Source organism: Streptomyces lonarensis (genome assembly GCF_012033735.1).
GTDB classification, from domain to species: domain Bacteria; phylum Actinomycetota; class Actinomycetes; order Streptomycetales; family Streptomycetaceae; genus Streptomyces; species Streptomyces lonarensis.
In genome coordinates this window covers 1-17,668 of the sequence record NZ_JAAVJD010000056.1, presented here as the reverse complement: position 1 = coordinate 17,668, position 17,668 = coordinate 1, and the positions used below count along the sequence as shown (strand labels likewise).

At 68.9% G+C, this 17,668-nt stretch carries 28 protein-coding genes; all 28 read right to left on the bottom strand.

Features of this window, described 5'->3' with window-relative positions; all coding sequences use genetic code 11:
- Nucleotides 1–130: 130 nt before the first annotated feature.
- The 28 genes from HCN56_RS10085 to HCN56_RS09945 all read right to left on the bottom strand — a co-directional run bounded on the left by HCN56_RS10085 (nt 131) and on the right by HCN56_RS09945 (nt 17,505).
- Nucleotides 131–793 carry an adenylate kinase gene (locus tag HCN56_RS10085; protein ID WP_167969413.1) on the bottom strand — a complete coding sequence of 221 codons (663 nt, stop codon included), beginning with the start codon at nt 791–793 and terminating at the stop codon, nt 131–133.
- Nucleotides 793–2,103, bottom strand: a complete 1,311-nt coding sequence (gene secY, locus HCN56_RS10080) for a preprotein translocase subunit SecY (RefSeq protein ID WP_167969411.1) — start codon at nt 2,101–2,103, stop codon at nt 793–795. The genes HCN56_RS10085 and secY overlap by 1 nt, the downstream gene beginning before the upstream one ends.
- Nucleotides 2,104–2,365: 262 nt before the next feature.
- The gene (gene rplO, locus HCN56_RS10075; RefSeq protein WP_167934038.1) at nt 2,366–2,833 is read right to left on the bottom strand and encodes a 50S ribosomal protein L15; all 468 of its coding nucleotides are present in this window, start codon (nt 2,831–2,833) and stop codon (nt 2,366–2,368) included.
- 1 nt (nt 2,834) lies between these two features.
- Nucleotides 2,835–3,017 (bottom strand): 50S ribosomal protein L30, encoded by a 183-nt coding sequence (gene rpmD, locus HCN56_RS10070; RefSeq protein ID WP_167969409.1) that lies wholly within the window; start codon nt 3,015–3,017, stop codon nt 2,835–2,837.
- Entirely contained in the window at nt 3,017–3,619 is a 603-nt protein-coding gene (rpsE, locus tag HCN56_RS10065; protein WP_167969400.1) for a 30S ribosomal protein S5, read from the bottom strand. The genes rpmD and rpsE overlap by 1 nt, the downstream gene beginning before the upstream one ends.
- Before the next feature lie 41 nt (nt 3,620–3,660).
- A complete protein-coding gene (gene rplR / locus HCN56_RS10060; protein ID WP_167934041.1) occupies nt 3,661–4,044 on the bottom strand; it encodes a 50S ribosomal protein L18 in 384 nt (127 codons plus the stop codon).
- Between the two features lie 3 nt (nt 4,045–4,047).
- Complete coding sequence (gene rplF / locus HCN56_RS10055; protein WP_167969390.1) at nt 4,048–4,587, bottom strand: 50S ribosomal protein L6; 540 nt, start codon at nt 4,585–4,587, stop codon at nt 4,048–4,050.
- A 23-nt stretch (nt 4,588–4,610) separates the two neighbouring features.
- Entirely contained in the window at nt 4,611–5,009 is a 399-nt protein-coding gene (rpsH, locus tag HCN56_RS10050) for a 30S ribosomal protein S8 (protein WP_167969388.1), read from the bottom strand.
- Nucleotides 5,010–5,120: 111 nt separating this feature from the next.
- Entirely contained in the window at nt 5,121–5,306 is a 186-nt protein-coding gene (locus HCN56_RS10040; protein WP_167934045.1) for a type Z 30S ribosomal protein S14, read from the bottom strand.
- Nucleotides 5,307–5,309: 3 nt separating this feature from the next.
- On the bottom strand, nt 5,310–5,870 hold the full coding sequence (gene rplE / locus HCN56_RS10035; protein WP_167934046.1) for a 50S ribosomal protein L5: 561 nt from the start codon (nt 5,868–5,870) through the stop codon (nt 5,310–5,312).
- Nucleotides 5,870–6,193: a 50S ribosomal protein L24 gene (gene rplX / locus HCN56_RS10030; protein ID WP_167934047.1), complete on the bottom strand. Its 324-nt coding sequence runs from the start codon at nt 6,191–6,193 to the stop codon at nt 5,870–5,872. Before rplX ends, rplE begins: the two co-directional genes overlap by 1 nt.
- A 3-nt stretch (nt 6,194–6,196) precedes the next feature.
- Entirely contained in the window at nt 6,197–6,565 is a 369-nt protein-coding gene (gene rplN, locus HCN56_RS10025) for a 50S ribosomal protein L14 (protein WP_019433424.1), read from the bottom strand.
- Between the two features lie 116 nt (nt 6,566–6,681).
- Entirely contained in the window at nt 6,682–6,978 is a 297-nt protein-coding gene (rpsQ, locus tag HCN56_RS10020; protein ID WP_167969380.1) for a 30S ribosomal protein S17, read from the bottom strand.
- Entirely contained in the window at nt 6,978–7,202 is a 225-nt protein-coding gene (gene rpmC / locus HCN56_RS10015; RefSeq protein ID WP_167969372.1) for a 50S ribosomal protein L29, read from the bottom strand. Before rpmC ends, rpsQ begins: the two co-directional genes overlap by 1 nt.
- Complete coding sequence (rplP, locus tag HCN56_RS10010) at nt 7,202–7,621, bottom strand: 50S ribosomal protein L16 (RefSeq protein WP_167934050.1); 420 nt, start codon at nt 7,619–7,621, stop codon at nt 7,202–7,204. Before rplP ends, rpmC begins: the two co-directional genes overlap by 1 nt.
- A gap of 3 nt (nt 7,622–7,624) precedes the next feature.
- Nucleotides 7,625–8,461: a 30S ribosomal protein S3 gene (rpsC, locus tag HCN56_RS10005; RefSeq protein WP_167934051.1), complete on the bottom strand. Its 837-nt coding sequence runs from the start codon at nt 8,459–8,461 to the stop codon at nt 7,625–7,627.
- The gene (gene rplV / locus HCN56_RS10000) at nt 8,461–8,808 is read right to left on the bottom strand and encodes a 50S ribosomal protein L22 (protein ID WP_167969457.1); all 348 of its coding nucleotides are present in this window, start codon (nt 8,806–8,808) and stop codon (nt 8,461–8,463) included. Before rplV ends, rpsC begins: the two co-directional genes overlap by 1 nt.
- A gap of 46 nt (nt 8,809–8,854) precedes the next feature.
- On the bottom strand, nt 8,855–9,136 hold the full coding sequence (gene rpsS / locus HCN56_RS09995; RefSeq protein ID WP_167934052.1) for a 30S ribosomal protein S19: 282 nt from the start codon (nt 9,134–9,136) through the stop codon (nt 8,855–8,857).
- A gap of 12 nt (nt 9,137–9,148) precedes the next feature.
- Complete coding sequence (gene rplB, locus HCN56_RS09990; protein WP_167969370.1) at nt 9,149–9,985, bottom strand: 50S ribosomal protein L2; 837 nt, start codon at nt 9,983–9,985, stop codon at nt 9,149–9,151.
- A gap of 47 nt (nt 9,986–10,032) precedes the next feature.
- Entirely contained in the window at nt 10,033–10,356 is a 324-nt protein-coding gene (gene rplW, locus HCN56_RS09985) for a 50S ribosomal protein L23 (RefSeq protein ID WP_167934057.1), read from the bottom strand.
- 17 nt (nt 10,357–10,373) lie between these two features.
- On the bottom strand, nt 10,374–11,048 hold the full coding sequence (gene rplD / locus HCN56_RS09980; protein WP_167969368.1) for a 50S ribosomal protein L4: 675 nt from the start codon (nt 11,046–11,048) through the stop codon (nt 10,374–10,376).
- Nucleotides 11,049–11,053: 5 nt separating this feature from the next.
- Entirely contained in the window at nt 11,054–11,698 is a 645-nt protein-coding gene (gene rplC, locus HCN56_RS09975) for a 50S ribosomal protein L3 (protein WP_167969366.1), read from the bottom strand.
- Between the two features lie 14 nt (nt 11,699–11,712).
- Nucleotides 11,713–12,021, bottom strand: a complete 309-nt coding sequence (rpsJ, locus tag HCN56_RS09970) for a 30S ribosomal protein S10 (RefSeq protein WP_016909683.1) — start codon at nt 12,019–12,021, stop codon at nt 11,713–11,715.
- Nucleotides 12,022–12,654: 633 nt separating this feature from the next.
- Nucleotides 12,655–13,287 (bottom strand): DUF4276 family protein, encoded by a 633-nt coding sequence (locus HCN56_RS09965; RefSeq protein WP_167969364.1) that lies wholly within the window; start codon nt 13,285–13,287, stop codon nt 12,655–12,657.
- Nucleotides 13,284–14,705: an AAA family ATPase gene (locus HCN56_RS09960; RefSeq protein WP_167969362.1), complete on the bottom strand. Its 1,422-nt coding sequence runs from the start codon at nt 14,703–14,705 to the stop codon at nt 13,284–13,286. The genes HCN56_RS09965 and HCN56_RS09960 overlap by 4 nt, the downstream gene beginning before the upstream one ends.
- A 106-nt stretch (nt 14,706–14,811) precedes the next feature.
- Nucleotides 14,812–16,299, bottom strand: coding sequence for a sodium:solute symporter family transporter (locus tag HCN56_RS09955; protein WP_312871160.1), 1,488 nt, complete (start codon nt 16,297–16,299; stop codon nt 14,812–14,814).
- Nucleotides 16,296–16,697, bottom strand: coding sequence for a hypothetical protein (locus tag HCN56_RS09950; RefSeq protein WP_209312563.1), 402 nt, complete (start codon nt 16,695–16,697; stop codon nt 16,296–16,298). The genes HCN56_RS09955 and HCN56_RS09950 overlap by 4 nt, the downstream gene beginning before the upstream one ends.
- Before the next feature lie 46 nt (nt 16,698–16,743).
- Complete coding sequence (locus tag HCN56_RS09945; protein ID WP_312871159.1) at nt 16,744–17,505, bottom strand: LytR/AlgR family response regulator transcription factor; 762 nt, start codon at nt 17,503–17,505, stop codon at nt 16,744–16,746.
- Nucleotides 17,506–17,668: the final 163 nt, after the last annotated feature.

The following is a 17,668-nucleotide window of genomic DNA, read 5'->3' as shown; positions in this document are numbered from 1 at the left end:
GAGACCTGCCGGCAGATCGAGAGCCAGCTGCACCAGCGAAACTACGAAGGGTTCCTCCGCTGATGAGAATCGTCCTCGTCGGACCGCCCGGGGCGGGCAAGGGCCCGCCGGTCGTTCGTTCCGGGCGCCCTCAGGCGCCGGAGGTACCGCCGCGCAGCGCGTCGAGGGCGCGCCGGGTGATCTCGGGCACCGCGCCGAGCGCGGAGATCGTCACCACCAGGTTCTGGTCGCGGTAGTAGTCGATGATCGGCTCGGTCTCCTGGTGGTAGACCTCCAGGCGCTTCCGGACGGTCTCCTCGGAGTCGTCCTCACGCTGGTACAGCTCACCGCCACAGATGTCGCAGACCCCGTCGACCTTCGGCCGGGAGTACTCCACGTGGTAGATGTGGCTGGAGTCCGAGCCGCACATCCGGCGGCCGGCGATCCGCCGGACCACCTCGTCCTCGGGGACCTCCAGGTCGAGGACGGCGTCGAGGGCGAGCTCGGCCTCCTCCAACTGCTTGTCCAGCGCCCGGGCCTGCGCGATGTTCCGCGGGAAGCCGTCGAGCAGGAAACCGTTCGCGGCGTCCGCGTGAGCCATCCGGTCGGCCGCCATTCCGACGGTGATCTCGTCCGGCACCAGGTTGCCCTCGCGCATGTAGCGCTGGGCCTCCAGCCCGAGCGCGGTGCCCTGGCTGATGTTGGCGCGGAAGAGGTCTCCGGTCGAGATGTGCGGGATGCCGAGGTTCTCGGCGAGCAGCGCGGCCTGCGTGCCCTTGCCCGCACCGGGCGGTCCGACGAGGACGATTCTCATCAGCGGAGGAACCCTTCGTAGTTTCGCTGGTGCAGCTGGCTCTCGATCTGCCGGCAGGTCTCCAGACCGACGCCCACGATGATCAGGATGGAGGTTCCGCCGAAGGGGAACTCACCCTGGGCGCCGAACATGATCAGCGCGACCGCGGGGATCAGGGCGATCATGCCCAGGTAGAGCGCGCCGGGCCAGGTGATGCGGTTGAGCACGTAGCTCAGGTACTCCACCGTGGGACGACCCGCCCGGATGCCCGGGATGAAGCCACCATACTTCTTCATGTTCTCGGCCACGTCTTCGGGGTTGAACGTGATGGACACGTAGAAGAACGCGAAGAAGACGATGAGCAGGAAGTACGTGATCAGGTAGATCGGGCTGTCCATGGACTGCAGGTGCCGCTGGACCCAGTCGGCCCAACCGGCCTCGGAGTCGCTGAAGGTCACCAGCAGCATCGGGATGTACAGCAGCGAGGAGGCGAAGATGACCGGGATGACGCCGGCCTGGTTCACCTTGAGCGGGATGTAGGTCGAGGTCCCGCCGTAGGCGCGGCGGCCGATCATGCGCTTCGCGTACTGCACCGGGATGCGGCGCTGGGCGAGCTCGACGAAGACGACGAGGAAGACGATGGCGAGGCCGACGACGACCACGACGCCGAACTCGATCCAGCCGTCGGCCAGCGTGCCGCCCTGCTTGATCGACCACAGGGCCGCGGGGAAACCGGAGGCGATGGAGACGAACATCAGCATCGACATGCCGTTGCCGATACCGCGGTCGGTGATGAGTTCACCCATCCACATGATCAGCGCGGTGGCCGCGGTGAGCGTGATGATCATCAGGACCGTCGTGTAGATCCCGTCGTCCGGAATGATCGGACGGTCACAGCCGGGGAAGAGCGAGCCACTGCGCGCGGTCGCCACCAGGCCGGTGGCCTGGAGGACGGCGAGGGCCACCGTCAGGTAGCGGGTGTACTGGGTGATCTTCGCCTGGCCCGACTGCCCCTCCTTCTTCAGGGCCTCGAGCCTCGGGATCACCACCACCAGCAGCTGGAGGATGATGCTCGCCGTGATGTACGGCATGATCCCCAGAGCGAAGATGGTCAGCTGCATCAGCGCGCCACCGCTGAACATGTTGACCAGCCCGAACAGTCCGGCGTTGCCCTGTTCGATGCCGGCGACGCAGTACTGGACGTTCTGGTAACTGACGCCCGGCGTGGGGACGTGGGCCCCGAACCGGAACAGCACCACAATGCCGAGCGTGAAGAGCAGCTTCTTACGCAGGTCGGGGGTCTGGAACGCCCGGGCGAACGCGGTGAGCACGGTTCCTCCTGCGCCCCCCGCGGTACCCGCGAGAGGTGACGGTCTTGATGTTCAACGGATAAGTCTGGTCGGGCAGCTGAGCCGGCGGCCGAGGCACCGTCACGCCATGTACACCCCAACGCCCTTCAGCGTCACGGAGCATGGCACGGACGGGCCACGACACGTGGCACCGGGGATACCTTACCGGCGCACGGGCTCTGCCGGAACGAGCGACCGGGGATGCCCTGAAAGGGCATCCCCGGTCGTGTGATCATCGTTCGGCTCAGTCCTCGGCCCGAAGGAGCTCGGTGACGGTGCCGCCGGCAGCGGTGATCTTCTCCTTGGCAGAGCCGGAGACGGCGTCAACCGTCACCTGCACGGCCACCGAGATCTCACCGGTGCCCAGCACCTTGACGAGCTCGTTCTTGCGCACGGCGCCCTTGGCGACCAGGTCGGCCACCGTCACCTCGCCACCCTCGGGGTAGAGGGAAGCGAGACGCTCCAGGTTGACGACCTGGAACTGCTTGTGGGCGGGGTTCTTGAAACCCTTGAGCTTGGGCAGCCGCATGTGCAGCGGCAGCTGTCCACCCTCGAAGCCCGCCTTGACCTGGTAACGGGCCTTGGTGCCCTTGGTACCGCGGCCGGCGGTCTTGCCCTTGGACGCCTCACCACGACCCACACGGGTCTTGGCGGTCTTGGCGCCCGGAGCCGGGCGGAGGTTGTGGACCTTGAGCGGCTTGTTCTCGCTCATATCAGTCGACCTCCTCGACCGACACGAGGTGCCGCACGGCCTGGGCCATGCCACGGAACTCGGGGCGGTCATCCTTCACCACCGTGTCGTTGACGCGCTTCAGCCCGAGCGAGCGGAGCGTGTCACGGTGGTGCTGCTTGCTACCGATGTAGGACTTGGTCTGGGTGATCTTCAGGCGAGCCATCAGGCACCCACCCCGGCACGCGCACGCAGCAGAGCTGCGGGGGCGACGTCCTCCAGCGGCAGGCCACGACGGGCGGCGATCGCCTCGGGACGCTGCAGGCCCCGGAGCGCGGCCACCGTGGCGTGCACGATGTTGATGGGGTTGGACGAACCGAGCGACTTGCTCAGCACGTCGTGGATGCCGGCGCACTCGAGCACCGCACGCACCGGGCCACCGGCGATGACGCCGGTACCGGGGGACGCGGGCTTGAGGAGCACGACACCGGCGGCCTCCTCACCCTGGATCGGGTGGGGGATGGTGCCCTGGATACGCGGGACCTTGAAGAAGCTCTTCTTGGCCTCCTCAACACCCTTGGCGATGGCGGCCGGAACCTCCTTCGCCTTCCCGTATCCGACACCGACGGTGCCATCGGCATCGCCCACCACGACCAGCGCGGTGAAGCTGAAGCGACGACCACCCTTCACAACCTTGGCGACGCGGTTGATCGCGACAACGCGCTCAACGTACGCGGTCTTCTCGGCAGCTGCGCCGCCGTCACGGCCCTTCCGGTCCCGCCGCTCGCCGCCACCGGCGCCGCCACCGCGGCGCTGGGGTCCAGCCATTGGAATTACCTCTTTCTGTTTCCGCTAGCTACGGAACCGGCTCAGAACTTGAGCCCGGCCTCGCGGGCGGCGTCCGCCAGGGCGGCGATGCGCCCCGCGTACCGGTTACCGCCACGGTCGAACACGACAGCCTCGACGCCGGCCGTCTTGGCCCGCTCCGCGAGGAGTGCGCCGACCTGCTTGGCCTTGTCGCTCTTGTCGCCTTCGCCGTCACGGATGGACACGTCCAGCGACGAGGCGGAGGCCAGCGTGTGGCCCTTCACGTCGTCGATGACCTGCGCCACCATGTGCCGGTTGGACCGCGTGACCACCAGGCGCGGACGCTCGGCGGTACCGGAGATCCGCTTGCGAATCCGCAGGTGGCGGCGCTTGGCGGCAGTGCGCTTACGGGCGTCGCCCTTGGCGATCTTCACACCGTATGCCATGGGTTACTTACCAGCCTTTCCGACCTTGCGGCGGATGACTTCGCCCTCGTACTTGACGCCCTTGGCCTTGTACGGGTCGGGCTTGCGCAGCTTGCGAATCCGGGCGGCGACCTCGCCGACCTGCTGCTTGTCGATGCCCTCGACACTCAGCTTGGTCGGGGACTCCACCTTGAAGGTGATGCCCTCGGGGGCCTTGATCAGGATCGGGTGGCTGTATCCGAGCGAGAACTCCAGGTCGGAGCCCTTCGCCAGGACCCGGTAACCCACACCGCTGATCTCCAGCCGCTTGCTGAAGCCCTGGGTCACGCCAGTGATCAGATTCGCCACCAGCGTGCGGGACAGGCCGTGAAGCGCCTTGTTCCGGTTCTCGTCGTTCGGGCGAGTGACGACGATGGTGCCGTCCTCGTCCTTGGCGACCTCGATCGGCTCGGCGACGGTGTGCGCCAGGGAGCCCTTGGGGCCCTTCACGCCGACCGTCTGGCCGTCGATGGTGACGTCCACACCGGCGGGAACCTGGATGGGGAGCTTGCCGATACGCGACATTGCTGTTCCTCCGTTCCCTTCCGTTACCAGACGTAGGCGAGGACTTCCCCACCCACGCCCTTCTTGTGCGCCTGCTTGTCGGTGAGCAGGCCGTGCGACGTGGAGATGATCGCCACGCCGAGGCCGCCGAGCACCTTCGGCAGGTTGGTGGACTTTGCGTAGACCCGCAGGCCCGGCTTCGAGATCCGCTTGATGCCGGCGATCGAGCGCTCGCGGTTCGGGCCGAACTTCAGCTCGACGACCAGGCTCTTGCCGACCGTGGCGTCCTGGGTCTTCCAGCCGGTGATGTAGCCCTCCTGCTGGAGGATCTCCGCGATGTGCGACTTGATCTTGCTGTGCGGCATCACGACGTCGTCGTGGTAAGCCGAGTTTGCGTTTCGCAGACGCGTGAGCATGTCCGCGATCGGGTCAGTCATAGTCATGTGATGGCCCTGGGCCTCTCTCGCCGGGGTTTCCTGTCTGCGCCGTCCCTCTCCCCGCTCCGAGGCGGGACGGGTGTGGCACGGGGACCTACGGCGTAGTTGTTGTGGTCCTTACCAGGAGCTCTTGGTCACGCCGGGCAGCTCACCGCGGTGAGCCATCTCGCGCAGGCAGACTCGGCACAGGCCGAACTTGCGGTAGACGGAGTGCGGACGGCCGCACCGCTGGCAGCGGGTGTAGGCGCGCACCGCGAACTTCGGCTTGCGGGCGGACTTGGCGATCAGCGACTTCTTCGCCATGGCTCAGGCCTCCTTGAACGGGAATCCGAGGTGGCGCAGGAGCGCGCGGCCCTCGTCGTCGTTGGTGGCCGTGGTGACCACGGTGATGTCCATGCCGCGGACCCGGTCGATCTTGTCCTGGTCGATCTCGTGGAACATGACCTGCTCCGTGAGACCGAAGGTGTAGTTGCCCCGGCCGTCGAACTGCTTCGGGGACAGGCCCCGGAAGTCGCGGATGCGCGGCAGCGCCAGCGACAGCAGACGGTCCATGAACTCCCACATGCGGTCGCCGCGCAGCGTGACGTGCGCGCCGATCGGCTGACCCTCGCGCAGCTTGAACTGCGCGATGGACTTGCGGGCCTTGGTGACGGCCGGCTTCTGGCCGGTGATCGTGGCGAGGTCGCGGATCGCGCCCTCGATCAACTTGGAGTCGCGGGCGGCGTCGCCCACACCCATGTTGACCACGATCTTGGTGAGGCCCGGGGTCTGCATGACGTTCTCGTACTTGAACTCGTCACGCAGCTTGCCCGCGATCTCCTCGCGGTAGCGCGTCTTGAGGCGCGGTGCGTTGGTGGTGGCAGTCATCAGATGTCCTCACCGGTCCGCTTGGCAACGCGGATCTTGTTGCCCTCGTCGTCGAAGCGGAACCCGACGCGAGTGGTGACCTTCGTGCCGTCCTGCTCGACCACGAGCGCCACGTTGGACACGTGCACGGGGGCCTCGGTCGTGACGATGCCACCGGTCTTCGAGCCACGGGCGGTCTGGCCGGCCTTCGTGTGCTTCTTGACCCGGTTGACACCCTCGACCAGGACGCGCTCCTCGCGGGGGTAGGCGACGATGACCTTCCCCTGCTTGCCCTTGTCCTTACCGGTGATGACCTGGACCAGGTCGCCCTTCTTGATCTTCATCGGTTACAGCACCTCCGGCGCGAGCGAGATGATCTTCATGAACTTCTTCTCGCGCAGCTCACGGCCGACCGGGCCGAAGATGCGGGTGCCGCGGGGGTCGCCGTCGTTCTTCAGAATGACGGCGGCGTTCTCGTCGAAGCGGATGTACGAGCCGTCGGGACGACGGCGCTCCTTGACGGCGCGAACGATGACGGCCTTGACGACGTCACCCTTCTTCACGTTGCCGCCGGGGATCGCATCCTTGACGGTGGCGACGATGACGTCGCCGATACCCGCGTAGCGGCGACCCGAGCCACCGAGCACACGGATGCAGAGAATCTCCTTGGCACCCGTGTTGTCGGCGACGCGCAGTCGCGACTCCTGCTGGATCACGTCTCTCTCCTGATCGTCTGCCGGTTCCCGGCGGGGCCGGCCGCCACTGGGGCGACCGTCCCCGCCGAGCCTGGCGGAACTGATCCTGAGCCTGGCGGCTCAGGAATGAGTGCTGGTTACTTCGCCTTCTCGAGGATCTCGACGATGCGCCAGCGCTTGGTTGCGGACAGCGGCCGGGTCTCCATGAGGAGGACACGGTCACCGACACCAGCGGAGTTCTGCTCGTCGTGCGCCTTCAGCTTGCTGGTACGGCGGATGATCTTGCCGTACCGCGCGTGCTTCACGCGGTCCTCGACGGCGACAACGACGGTCTTCTCCATCTTGTCGCTGACCACGAGGCCCTCACGGACCTTGCGGGCGTTGCGCTCGTCGGTGTCGGTAGTAGTCACGGTGTTCTCGACGTCCTCGCTCATCAGGCGCCCTCCACCGTCTCGATGCCGAGCTCGCGCTCGCGCATCAGGGTGTAGATCCGGGCGATGTCCTTCCGAACGGCCCGGAGTCGGCTGTTGTTCTCCAGCTGACCCGTGGCCGACTGGAAACGGAGCCGGAAAAGCTCCTCCTTGGCCTCGCGCAGCTTCACAACGAGCTCCTCGTTGTTCAGCTCACGCAGCTCGGCCGCCTTGGTACCGGCCGCCATCACGCCTCTCCTGCCTCGCGCCGAACGATCCGGCACTTCATCGGAAGCTTGTGGGAAGCGCGGATGAGCGCCTCACGAGCAATCTTCTCGTTCGGGTAGGACAGCTCGAACATCACCCGTCCGGGCTTGACGTTCGCGACCCACCACTCCGGCGAACCCTTACCGGAACCCATGCGGGTCTCGGCGGGCTTCTTGGTCAGCGGACGGTCGGGGTAGATGTTGATCCACACCTTGCCGCCACGCTTGATGTGCCGCGTCATGGAGATACGCGCGGCCTCGATCTGCCGGTTGGTCACGTAGGCGCTGGTGACGGCCTGGATGCCCCAGTCGCCGAACGCAACCTCGGTGCCGCCCTTGGCCATGCCCGAGCGCTTCGGGTGGTGCTGCTTGCGGTGCTTGACCCTGCGAGGGATCAGCATGGGTCAGCTCTCCTTTCCGGTGCTCTCGGCCGGAGCTGCAGCGGCGTCGGCCTTGGGGGCCTCTGCCTTGGCACCCTCGGCGGGGGCCTGCTGCGGCTTGCGGCCACGGCCGCCACGCTCGCCACGCCCACCACGGGCGGGGCGGTCGTTGGCGCCGCCGCGGGAGGGACGGTTGCCGGCACGCGCGGCGGCGTTCTCGGCACGGACCTCGGCGATGTTCTTGACGTCGCCCTTGTAGATCCAGACCTTCACACCGATGCGGCCGAAGGTGGTCCGGGCCTCGAAGAAGCCGTAGTCCACGTTGGCGCGCAGGGTGTGCAGCGGCACCCGACCCTCGCGGTAGAACTCCGAGCGGGACATCTCGGCGCCGCCGAGACGACCGCTGCACTGGACCTTGATGCCCTTGGCGCCGGCCTTCATCGTCGACTGCATGCTCTTGCGCATGGCGCGACGGAAGGAGACGCGGGAGGACAGCTGCTCGGCGACGGCCTGGGCCACCAGCTGAGCGTCGGTCTCCGGGTTCTTCACCTCGAGGATGTTGAACTGGATCTGCTTGCCGGTCAGCTTCTCCAGGTTGCCCCGGAGGCGGTCGGCCTCCGCGCCGCGGCGGCCGATGACGATGCCCGGCCGGGCGGTGTGGACGTCGACGCGCACCCGGTCACGGGTCCGCTCGATCTCCACCTTGGAGATGCCGGCCCGCTCCATGCCCTGGGTGAGCATGCGGCGGATGGCGACGTCTTCCTTGACGTAGTCCTTGTACAGCTTGTCGGCGTACCAGCGCGACTTGAAGTCGGTGGTGATGCCGAGCCGGAACCCGTGCGGGTTAACCTTCTGGCCCATTACCGGGTTCCTTCCTTGCTGCTGACGACCACGGTGATGTGGCTGGTCCGCTTGCGGATCCGGTAGGCGCGCCCCTGGGCACGCGGACGGAAACGCTTGAGCGTCGGGCCCTCGTCGACAAATGCCTCGGAGATGAAGAGGCTGTCGGCGTCGGTGTGGTCGTAGTTGTGCGCGGCGTTGGCAATGGCGCTGTCGAGCACCTTGCCCACCGGCACACTCGCGGCCTGCGGGGCGAAACGCAGGACCGCCTGAGCCTCCGTGGCACTCATGCCACGGACGAGGTCCACCACCCGGCGGGCCTTCATGGGCGTGACGCGCACGTAGCGCGCCTGGGCCCTGGCTTCCATGGTTGTCCCTTCGATGTCAGTCATAAGAGTCTTCGCACTCCGCCGATCAGCGACGACGCGACTTGCGGTCGTCCTTCACGTGGCCGCGGAAGGTGCGGGTCGGCGCGAATTCGCCGAGCTTGTGGCCGACCATCGACTCGGTGACGAACACCGGGACGTGCTTGCGGCCGTCATGCACCGCGATCGTGTGGCCGAGCATGGCCGGGACGATCATGGAGCGGCGGGACCAGGTCTTGATGACGTTCTTGGTGCCGGCTTCGTTCTGGACGTCCACCTTCTTGGTGAGGTGGTCGTCGACGAAGGGCCCCTTCTTGAGACTGCGCGGCATCTGAACCCGCTCCTAGCGCTTCTTGTTCGTCTTGCGGCGGCGGACGATGTACTTGTTGCTCGCCTTCTTCGGCGCGCGAGTACGGCCTTCCTTCTTGCCCCAGGGCGAGACCGGGTGACGACCACCGGAGGTCTTGCCCTCGCCACCACCGTGCGGGTGGTCGACCGGGTTCATGACCACACCGCGGACGGTCGGGCGAACGCCCTTCCAGCGCATACGGCCGGCCTTGCCCCAGTTGATGTTCGACTGCTCGGCGTTGCCGACCTCGCCGACGGTGGCGCGGCAGCGGACGTCGACCAGGCGGATCTCGCCGGACGGCATGCGCAGGTGGGCCATGCGACCCTCACGCGCCAGCAGCTGCACGGAGGCACCCGCGGAGCGGGCGAACTTCGCGCCGCCGCCGGGCCGCAGCTCGATGGCGTGGATGACCGTACCGACCGGGATGCTGCGCAGCGGCAGGTTGTTGCCGGGCTTGATGTCGGCGCCCGCGCCGTTCTCCACGCGGTCGCCCTGCTTCAGGCCGGCCGGCGCGATGATGTAGCGCTTCTCGCCGTCGGCGTAGTGCAGCAGCGCGATGCGCGCGGTGCGGTTGGGGTCGTACTCGATGTGCGCGACCTTCGCCGGCACGCCGTCCTTGTCGTGACGACGGAAGTCGATCACGCGGTAGGCGCGCTTGTGTCCACCACCCTGGTGGCGGACGGTCACACGACCGGCGTTGTTACGGCCGCCCTTGCTGTGCAGCGGGCGAACCAGCGACTTCTCCGGCGTGGACCGCGTGACCTCGACGAAGTCGGCGACGCTGGCGCCACGACGGCCAGGAGTCGTCGGCTTGTACTTGCGGATTCCCATTTCTCAGTCCTCGTCCAAAATCGGACAGCTCATGGACCTGGCCTCCGTCAGGAGGTCGGTCCGCCGAAGATGTCGATGCTGTCGCCCTCTGTGAGGGTCACGATCGCGCGCTTGGTGTTCGCGCGCTTGCCGTAACCGGTGCGGGTGCGCTTGCGCTTGCCCTGCCGGTTGATCGTGTTCACCGCCGCGACCTTGACCGAGAAGACCGCCTCGACGGCCTGCTTGATCTGGGTCTTGTTGGCGCGCGGGTCCACGATGAACGTGTACTTGTTCTCGTCGAGGAGCGCGTAGCTCTTCTCGGAGACCACGGGCTTGACCAGGATGTCACGGGGGTCCGTGAACGTCTTGCTGGTCACACCCTCTTCGGTGATCGGCGTTGCCTCGCTCATCAGGCGTCGCTCCCTTCAAGCTCCGCCTCGGAAGCGACGGCCTTGCCGCCGGCCACCGGACCGGCCACGAAGCGGTCGTAGGCGGCCTTGGTGAAGACAACGTCGTCGGAGACGAGCACGTCGTAGGTGTTCAGCTGGCCCGCGTCCAGGATGTGCACCTCGGGGAGGTTGCGAGCGGACAGCAGCGCGCTCTCGTCGTCGCGCTCGATCACCAGCAGAACGTTCTTGCGGTCGGTGATCTTGCCGAAGAGGGTCTTGGCGGCCTTGGTGGAGACGTCGCCGTCGACGACGCCGGTCACCAGGTGCACCCGGCCGTGACGGGCACGGTCGGAGAGCGCACCGCGCAGGGCGGCGGCCTTCATCTTCTTCGGGGTGCGCTGCGAGTAGTCGCGCGGCACGGGACCGTGCACGACGCCACCACCGGCGAACTGCGGCGCACGGGTCGAGCCCTGACGCGCCCGGCCGGTGCCCTTCTGGCGGTACGGCTTACGGCCACCGCCGCGCACCTCGCCACGGGTCTTGGTCTTGTGCGTGCCCTGGCGGGCCGCGGCCAGCTGGGCGACGACGACCTGGTGGATCAGCGGAACGCTGACCTGGACGTCGAAGATCTCCGCGTGGAGCTCGACGGTTCCGGTCGTCTCGCCTGCGGGCGAAAGAATGTTAACGGTGCTCATGTACCTCACGCCCCCTTGGCCGCGGTGCGGACCAGGACGAGGCCGCCGTTCGGACCGGGGACCGCGCCCTTGATGAGCAGCAGACCCTTCTCCGCGTCAACGGCGTGGACGGTCAGGTTCTGGGTGGTGACCCGCTCGTTGCCGGTACGACCGGCCATCCGCATGCCCTTGAAGACGCGGCCCGGGGTGGCGCAGCCACCGATGGAGCCGGGCTTGCGGTGCACACGGTGGGCACCGTGGGAAGCCTTGCCACCGGCGAAGCCGTGGCGCTTCATGACACCGGCGGTGCCCTTGCCCTTGGAGGTGCCGGTCACGTCGACCTTGAGGCCGGACTCGAAGACCTCGGCGGTGACTTCCTGGCCCAGGGTGTACTCGGTGGCGTCCGCGGTGCGGATCTCCACGAGGTGACGGCGGGGGGTGACACCGGACTTGGCGAAGTGGCCCTTGAGGGGCTTGTTCACCTTGCGCGGGTCGATCTCGCCGTAGGCGATCTGAACGGCGTCGTAGCCGTCCTGGTCGTTGGTGCGCACCTGGGAAACGACGCACGGACCGGCCTTGACCACGGTGACCGGGACGATGCGGTTGTTCTCGTCCCAGACCTGGGTCATGCCGAGCTTCTCGCCCAGGACGCCCTTGATCTGCTTAGCCATCTCTTCCGCGCCTCTCAGAGCTTGATCTCGATGTCAACGCCGGCCGGAAGGTCCAGGCGCATCAGCGAGTCAACGGTCTTGGGGGTCGGGTCGAGGATGTCGATCAGCCGCTTGTGGGTGCGCATCTCGAAGTGCTCGCGCGCATCCTTGTACTTGTGCGGCGACTTGATGACGCAGTACACGTTCTTCTCAGTGGGAAGCGGCACCGGGCCCGCGACCGACGCACCAGTGCGGGTCACCGTCTCGACGATCTTCTTCGCCGAGTTGTCGATGACCTCGTGGTCGTAGGCCTTGAGCCGGATGCGGATCTTCTGTCCCGCCATGGCTACTTCGTAGTCCTGTCTCTCGTCAACGCTCCGGAACCCGGCTTCCGCTCCACCCCCGAGCCCCGACCCACGCGGTCGGGTGTGTCGCCCCGCTGAGCCGGTTTGCGCGCAGCAGGTTTCCCTTGCGGGAGAGGGGGGATGACTTCCACCGAGTGCCTGGCCGCCACCCCGCACACGCTTCCCGGAAGATCCCGGTACTTCCGTCCCTACCCTGTCTGACCAGGGCATATATGGAACGACGAATACGGTGGGACTCGCTTCCGATCCTCCCGGCGGGAGGCGCGCGGCATCGGCGCACGACCGAGCAACCCGCCCAGTGTGCCATACCGGACACAGCCGTCGCCAATCGCTGCCCGGGGCCTGACCAGGACGTGACGATCCTCACGCGCGCGTTCGAGCCCCGAGCTTCCGCGGGCCCCAACTTCCCCTACCACGCGCCGCATGCGCCGGACCACCCCGCGGCGGCCGAAGCGACGGACGCCACAGGACGGGCCGGCGGAAGTCCGGGTGACGCCCCCATGGCTCGCTGAGCAGCCCGCCGCGGGGCCCTCCAGTCATGGAACCACGCGCACCGGACAGCCGGCCGCGGCACGCCGGGGCGACCGCTCCAGCCTGCGGCACCTACCGTGCTCAGCCGTCCAGGACGTCGAACGCCCGCCCGAGGTCGTCGACAAAACAGCGCCAGGAGGGCAGCCCCGCTACCGGACCTTCCGGGTCGAGCAGCTCGAGCATGCGTCTGCGGTGCTGCGGAAAGCGCTTCTGGAACTGATCGAGTCTGCGGCCGGTGTAGCCGCTCGCCCGCGCCAAGGTCTCCTTGAGGTGCTGCTTGGGGTCGGGAATCCGCTCTGCGGCCGCGCCTTTCGGAAGGTCGAGACCGACCCGCCCGCGCGGGTTCTCGGCAACCTTTCGCAAGCACGTCTCGTCGAGCAGCAGCCAGGCTTCCAGCATCCTGACGGGCACCACGGAGACGTGGCGCAGTTCCGCCCATTCGGCGTCCACCGCAGCTGCGATCTCGTCCCTGCGGTCCTGAGCCGGACCCCGGTCGGCGTCCCGGTGCAGGACTGCGAGGTCGTACGTCCCCTGGAGGAGGCGGGCCGCCCGCAGCTTGTCCCGCACGGAGTGGCCGGTGGGCAGCCGCAGCAGCGCGAAGTCGGGGACGGTGACCGACACGTCGAGGCCCTTGCGCGCCGCAACGTACTCGACGTGCGGTGCCAGGCCGTTGTCGCTGGTTCCCTCGCCGATGAACAGGACGCGGGCGGTCACGCGGCCCCCACCTCCCCGTCCAGAGTGAGCTGCGCCCCCACCGGGATCGTGAGGTAGGGCAGCACGTCGGCCTTGGTCACGAAGTCGCTCCCGGTGCGCACCGCACGCCAGGTGTCGGCGAGCGGTCGAAGCCGCAGCACGCGATTGAGCGCACCGTCGTCCGAGACGTGCAGTGAGGTGTCCGCGAACAGGAGATCGTCGGGGTTGACCAGTTGCACGACGCCGGGCGAGTGGGTGTTGATGAGCACCTGCCGGAAGGGGTTGCCCGAACCAGGCTGCTCCGTCGTGTCGACGGCGAGATCCTGGACGAGGGCGACCATCGCATTCAGGTTCGCGGGATGAATGCCGTTCTCCGGTTCCTCCATGCAGACGAGGCCGTAGACGGAGGTGTCCTCGAGCAGGACGCACAGTGCCAGGAACCGGAGCGTCCCCTCGGAGAGGCTGCGGGCGGGCAGCGTCATCCCCGCCACCTCGCGGACGTTGACGGTGAGGAGCTGACGCACCTCGTCCTGATCGACATCGATGTCGCGGACGTGGATGCCGGTCAGGTCCGAGAGCCTTCCCGCCACCCTGGCGAAGACCTGGCTCGGGTCCGCACCCGGAGTGTCGTGCGCCACGCGGAACAGGGTCGCGGGGAGGTGGGAGCCGTCGGCCCCCATCCGCTGCGGGTCGACGTACCGGTCCGAACGACGCAGCGCCGACGGCTCGAGGGCGAGCCGGCGCCACGACTGCATCTCACGGCGAGCGGCGAGGATGGTCGGGTCGTCACTGCTGGTGATGGTCGAGACCACCGTCGCGGGGGCGCGGGAGGCTGCGGCCGGCTTGGGCTGGCCGCGGCTGCCACCGTCCTGATGGACCTTGACGACGGATTCGCCGGTCTCGGTCGTGGTCGAGATGAACGGTGCTCCGCTGCGCTGTCCCCGGATGACGTGGTTCCGGAACTGCTTGGCGCTGTGCGGGAACAGCAGGTGCCGCGGTGCCTTGCCCTTGGTGATGTGGCTCAGTTCCTCCCGCAGCAGGGTCAGGCGCCCGAAGCGGTCGAGCCCGGACGGCTCCTGGTAGCCGATCTCGAGTTCGTAGCGGAGGAACGTGGTCGTGGCCTTGGCAGCACGGCCGAAGTCGTCCTCGATCTCCAGCGGGACGACCATCTCGGCGGCGAAGCCCATGCGGTGGTCGCCGGGCTCGAACCCCTTCCAGAACAGGTCCCGCGGGTCGCCGTGCCGTTCGCCGTGGACTCCCCTGACCTCCTGGGCCGCCTCCATCATCGACTGGTCGGCCAGGAGTGACAGGAACTGGATGGCGTCGAAGATGTTCGACTTCCCGGTGCCGTTCTCACCGGCGATGCAGGTGAACGGGCCGAGGTCGAGGGAAAGGCCCAGGAGGTTCTTGAATCCGTGGACCTCGAGGCGGGTCAGCATGCGGTCTCCGGGGGTCGCCAGACGGTACGGCCAGCGTACTGGGGGTGGCTCGCCGCGACCGTCACACGCGGCCTGCCGGGGCGGTGCCCGTGCCCGGCGGTGCGGCTCACCCCCGTGGCTGGTCGGCGCTGTCCGGGGTGTGGAGGCGCAGGACGGCGCGCTCGGCCCATTCGGGCGGGGTGCCGAGCCGGGAGACGCCGTACATGACGGCGAAGGCCAGCGGCACCGTCCAGGCGGCCGGCTGGGCGAGGAGGACGACGACCCAGCCGTGCGGGACGTCGGTCACCGCCGAGGCGAGGGCGGCGCCGGTGGAGGCACAGACCCCGGCCGCGAGTCCGGCCGCCGCCCCCGCCGCGGTCAGCCCGCGCCACCAGATACCGAGCACCAGCAGCGGGCAGAAGGTGGACGCCGCGACGGCGAACGCCCAGCCGACCAGCACGTTGATGTCGACGGCGGCGGCCGGCAGCGACAGCAGCACCGCCACCAGCGCTCCCGCGGCGACCGCCAGCCGCAGCCGGCCGACGCCGGTGGCGCCGGTGCGCGAGAGGTCGTGGGAGAGGCCGCCGGCCAGGGCGAGCAGCAGGCCGGAGGAGGTGGAGAGGAACGCCGCGAAGGCGCCGGCCGCCACCAGCGCCGTCAGCACGGCGCCCCAGGTGCCGGGGAGCATCGCCCCGGGGAGCACCACGGTCACGGTGTCGGTGTCGCCCTCGGTGGCGAGCTCCGGGGTGAAGACCCTGCCCAGCAGGCCGTACACCGCGGGGAAGAGGTAGAAGAGGCCGAGCAGCACGATGACCCAGACCGCGACGCGGCGGGCGGCGCGCGCGGTCGCGGTGGTGCTGAACCGCATGATCACGTGCGGGAGGCCGGCGGCGCCCAGGGTGGTGGCGATCAGCACCGACCAGGTGGCCAGCAGCGGTTCGCCGGAGTTGTCGAGGTCGAGCAGCGGCCGGCTCCACGCGGTGAGGTCGACGTGGAGCGCCTCGGCGCGCCCGTCGGGCCCGGCGGAGGCCAGCAGCACGAGGGCGGGGACGGCGATGAAGACCAGCTTGACCAGGTAGTGGAACCCCTGCACGTAGGTGGCGGAGCGCATCCCGCCGGCGAGGATGGAGACCGAGACGACGAGCCCGGCCAGCACCACCCCCACCCAGTACGGGGTCCCGCTGACCAGGTGGAGGACCACGCCGGCGCCCTTGAACTGCGGTATCAGGTACAGCCACATGATCACCAGGACGATCACCGCGCAGAGTTTGCGGATGCGCTGGGAGCCCAGGCGGTAGTCGGCGAAGTCGGGGACGGTGTAGGCGCCGGAGCGGCGCATCGGTCCGGCGACCAGCGCGGCCACCACGACGTAGCCGGCGGTGAACCCGACGGCGTACCAGAGCGTGCCGATGCCGTGCTTCAGCATCAGACCGGCCAGGCCGAGGACGGAGGCGGCGGAGACGTACTCCCCGGCGATGGCGAGGGCGTTCCAGGTGGGCTTGACCTCCTGGGAGGCGACCAGGAAGTCGGGGGTGGAGCGGGCGGCGCGGACCCCGTAGACGCCGATGAGCATGCTGGCGGCCAGCAGCAGCCCGATGGCGAGCAGCCCCGTCACCGCGGCGGCCCGTCGTCGGGCCCGGGTGGGGCGCCGGGTCGCGGCGGTGGGCGGTGGCGGGCGGCGGTGTCCTCGACCCGCTCCGCGGCGCGGACGTGGAGGGCGGCGATCACCAGCAGCATCGGGTAGCTGGCGGCCATCAGCAGCAGCCAGGAGGCGGGGACGGTTCCGACGGGGACGCGGTCCAGCACCGGCAGCGCGGCGAGCAGCCCGGAGAGCCCGAGGAGCAGCACGGCCAGCCCGGCGAAGGTCCGCAGGGCGAGGCGTCGTTGCCGGGCGAAGGTCTCCCGGGCCGCGGCCAGCGCGCCGTCGTCCATGGTCTCGTCGGGCAGGGGCAGCAGCTGCTGCACGGGCCGGTGGCGGCGGGAGAGCGCGATGCGGGTCTGCGGGCTGGTCACCCTGACCCGGCGGTGGGGTGGGCGCGAGGGCAGGCTCACCGGGCCGTCATCGCTGCTCGTCCCGTACCGCCGACAGCAGGCGTTCCTTCAGGGCGCGCGCGTGGCGGCGGCTGACCGGCACCTCGCCGGCGGGGGTGCAGGCGAGCAGCCCGGACGAGCTGGTGACCCGCAGGTCGCGCACCCAGCGGACGGCGACCAGGTAGCCGCGGTGGGCACGGACGAACCCCGCCGGCCCCCATGCCTCCTCCAGGTAGGAGAGCGAGAGCCGGATGAGGTGGCTGTCGTCGGCGGTGTGGAGGCGCACGTAGTCGCCGTGCGCCTCGGCGTACTGGATGTCGTCGCGGTGGACGAACAGCGTCTGCCGCCCGGTCTCTATCTGCACCACGGTCAGTTCGTCGACGGCCGCACCGGGCGCCGGAGGGGCGGGCCGGCGCAGCGCGCGCACCCGGGCGGCGGCCTCGGCGAGGCGCTCCGGCCGGATCGGCTTGAGCAGGTAGTCGGCGGCGCCGATCCCGAACGCCTCGACGGCGTGGCGCTCGGAGGCGGTCACGAAGACGATGGCGGGCGGCTCCGACATCATGTGCAGGACCCGCGCCACCTCCATGCCGTCCAGGCCCGGCATGGAGATGTCGAGGAAGACCGCGTCGAAGGCCGAGGTGCCGAGCACCCGGACGGCGGCCTCGCCGCTGTCGGCCTCCGCGACGCTGCCGAACTCCGGCAGGTCCGCCAGCATCTCGGCCAGCTCCTGCCGGGTGAAGGTCTCGTCCTCGACGACGAGTGCCCGCATCGGGCGCGTGGTCTCGGTCACCGCGCTGGCCTTTCCGGTCCGTGGGTCGGTGCTGCGGCGGCGTCGCGCCGCCCGCCGCGGGCGGGGTCGGGGGCGCCGGGCCGGTCCTCCTCGGGGGGCGGGACGGCCGGCGGGCCGGGGACGAGTACCGCGGGGGCGGGCACCTCGGCCGGCGTGGTGCCGG

What these genes read in the sequence shown, in the direction of transcription:
- HCN56_RS10085 (WP_167969413.1), bottom strand. Translation starts at nt 793, where the DNA reads ATGAGAATCGTCCTCGTCGGACCGCCCGGTGCGGGCAAGGGCACGCAG.
- rplO (WP_167934038.1), bottom strand. Translation starts at nt 2,833, where the DNA reads ATGAGCGAGAACAAGCCGCTCAAGGTCCACAACCTCCGCCCGGCTCCG.
- rpmD (WP_167969409.1), bottom strand. Translation starts at nt 3,017, where the DNA reads ATGGCTCGCCTGAAGATCACCCAGACCAAGTCCTACATCGGTAGCAAG.
- rpsE (WP_167969400.1), bottom strand. Translation starts at nt 3,619, where the DNA reads ATGGCTGGACCCCAGCGCCGCGGTGGCGGCGCCGGTGGCGGCGAGCGG.
- rplR (WP_167934041.1), bottom strand. Translation starts at nt 4,044, where the DNA reads ATGGCATACGGTGTGAAGATCGCCAAGGGCGACGCCCGTAAGCGCACT.
- rplF (WP_167969390.1), bottom strand. Translation starts at nt 4,587, where the DNA reads ATGTCGCGTATCGGCAAGCTCCCCATCCAGGTTCCCGCCGGTGTGGAC.
- rpsH (WP_167969388.1), bottom strand. Translation starts at nt 5,009, where the DNA reads ATGACTATGACTGACCCGATCGCGGACATGCTCACGCGTCTGCGAAAC.
- HCN56_RS10040 (WP_167934045.1), bottom strand. Translation starts at nt 5,306, where the DNA reads ATGGCGAAGAAGTCGCTGATCGCCAAGTCCGCCCGCAAGCCGAAGTTC.
- rplE (WP_167934046.1), bottom strand. Translation starts at nt 5,870, where the DNA reads ATGACTGCCACCACCAACGCACCGCGCCTCAAGACGCGCTACCGCGAG.
- rplX (WP_167934047.1), bottom strand. Translation starts at nt 6,193, where the DNA reads ATGAAGATCAAGAAGGGCGACCTGGTCCAGGTCATCACCGGTAAGGAC.
- rpsQ (WP_167969380.1), bottom strand. Translation starts at nt 6,978, where the DNA reads ATGAGCGAGGACGTCGAGAACACCGTGACTACTACCGACACCGACGAG.
- rpmC (WP_167969372.1), bottom strand. Translation starts at nt 7,202, where the DNA reads ATGGCGGCCGGTACCAAGGCGGCCGAGCTGCGTGAGCTGAACAACGAG.
- rplP (WP_167934050.1), bottom strand. Translation starts at nt 7,621, where the DNA reads ATGCTGATCCCTCGCAGGGTCAAGCACCGCAAGCAGCACCACCCGAAG.
- rpsC (WP_167934051.1), bottom strand. Translation starts at nt 8,461, where the DNA reads ATGGGCCAGAAGGTTAACCCGCACGGGTTCCGGCTCGGCATCACCACC.
- rplV (WP_167969457.1), bottom strand. Translation starts at nt 8,808, where the DNA reads ATGGAAGCCAGGGCCCAGGCGCGCTACGTGCGCGTCACGCCCATGAAG.
- rpsS (WP_167934052.1), bottom strand. Translation starts at nt 9,136, where the DNA reads ATGCCGCGCAGTCTCAAGAAGGGGCCCTTCGTCGACGACCACCTCACC.
- rplB (WP_167969370.1), bottom strand. Translation starts at nt 9,985, where the DNA reads ATGGGAATCCGCAAGTACAAGCCGACGACTCCTGGCCGTCGTGGCGCC.
- rplD (WP_167969368.1), bottom strand. Translation starts at nt 11,048, where the DNA reads ATGAGCACCGTTAACATTCTTTCGCCCGCAGGCGAGACGACCGGAACC.
- rplC (WP_167969366.1), bottom strand. Translation starts at nt 11,698, where the DNA reads ATGGCTAAGCAGATCAAGGGCGTCCTGGGCGAGAAGCTCGGCATGACC.
- rpsJ (WP_016909683.1), bottom strand. Translation starts at nt 12,021, where the DNA reads ATGGCGGGACAGAAGATCCGCATCCGGCTCAAGGCCTACGACCACGAG.
- HCN56_RS09960 (WP_167969362.1), bottom strand. Translation starts at nt 14,705, where the DNA reads ATGCTGACCCGCCTCGAGGTCCACGGATTCAAGAACCTCCTGGGCCTT.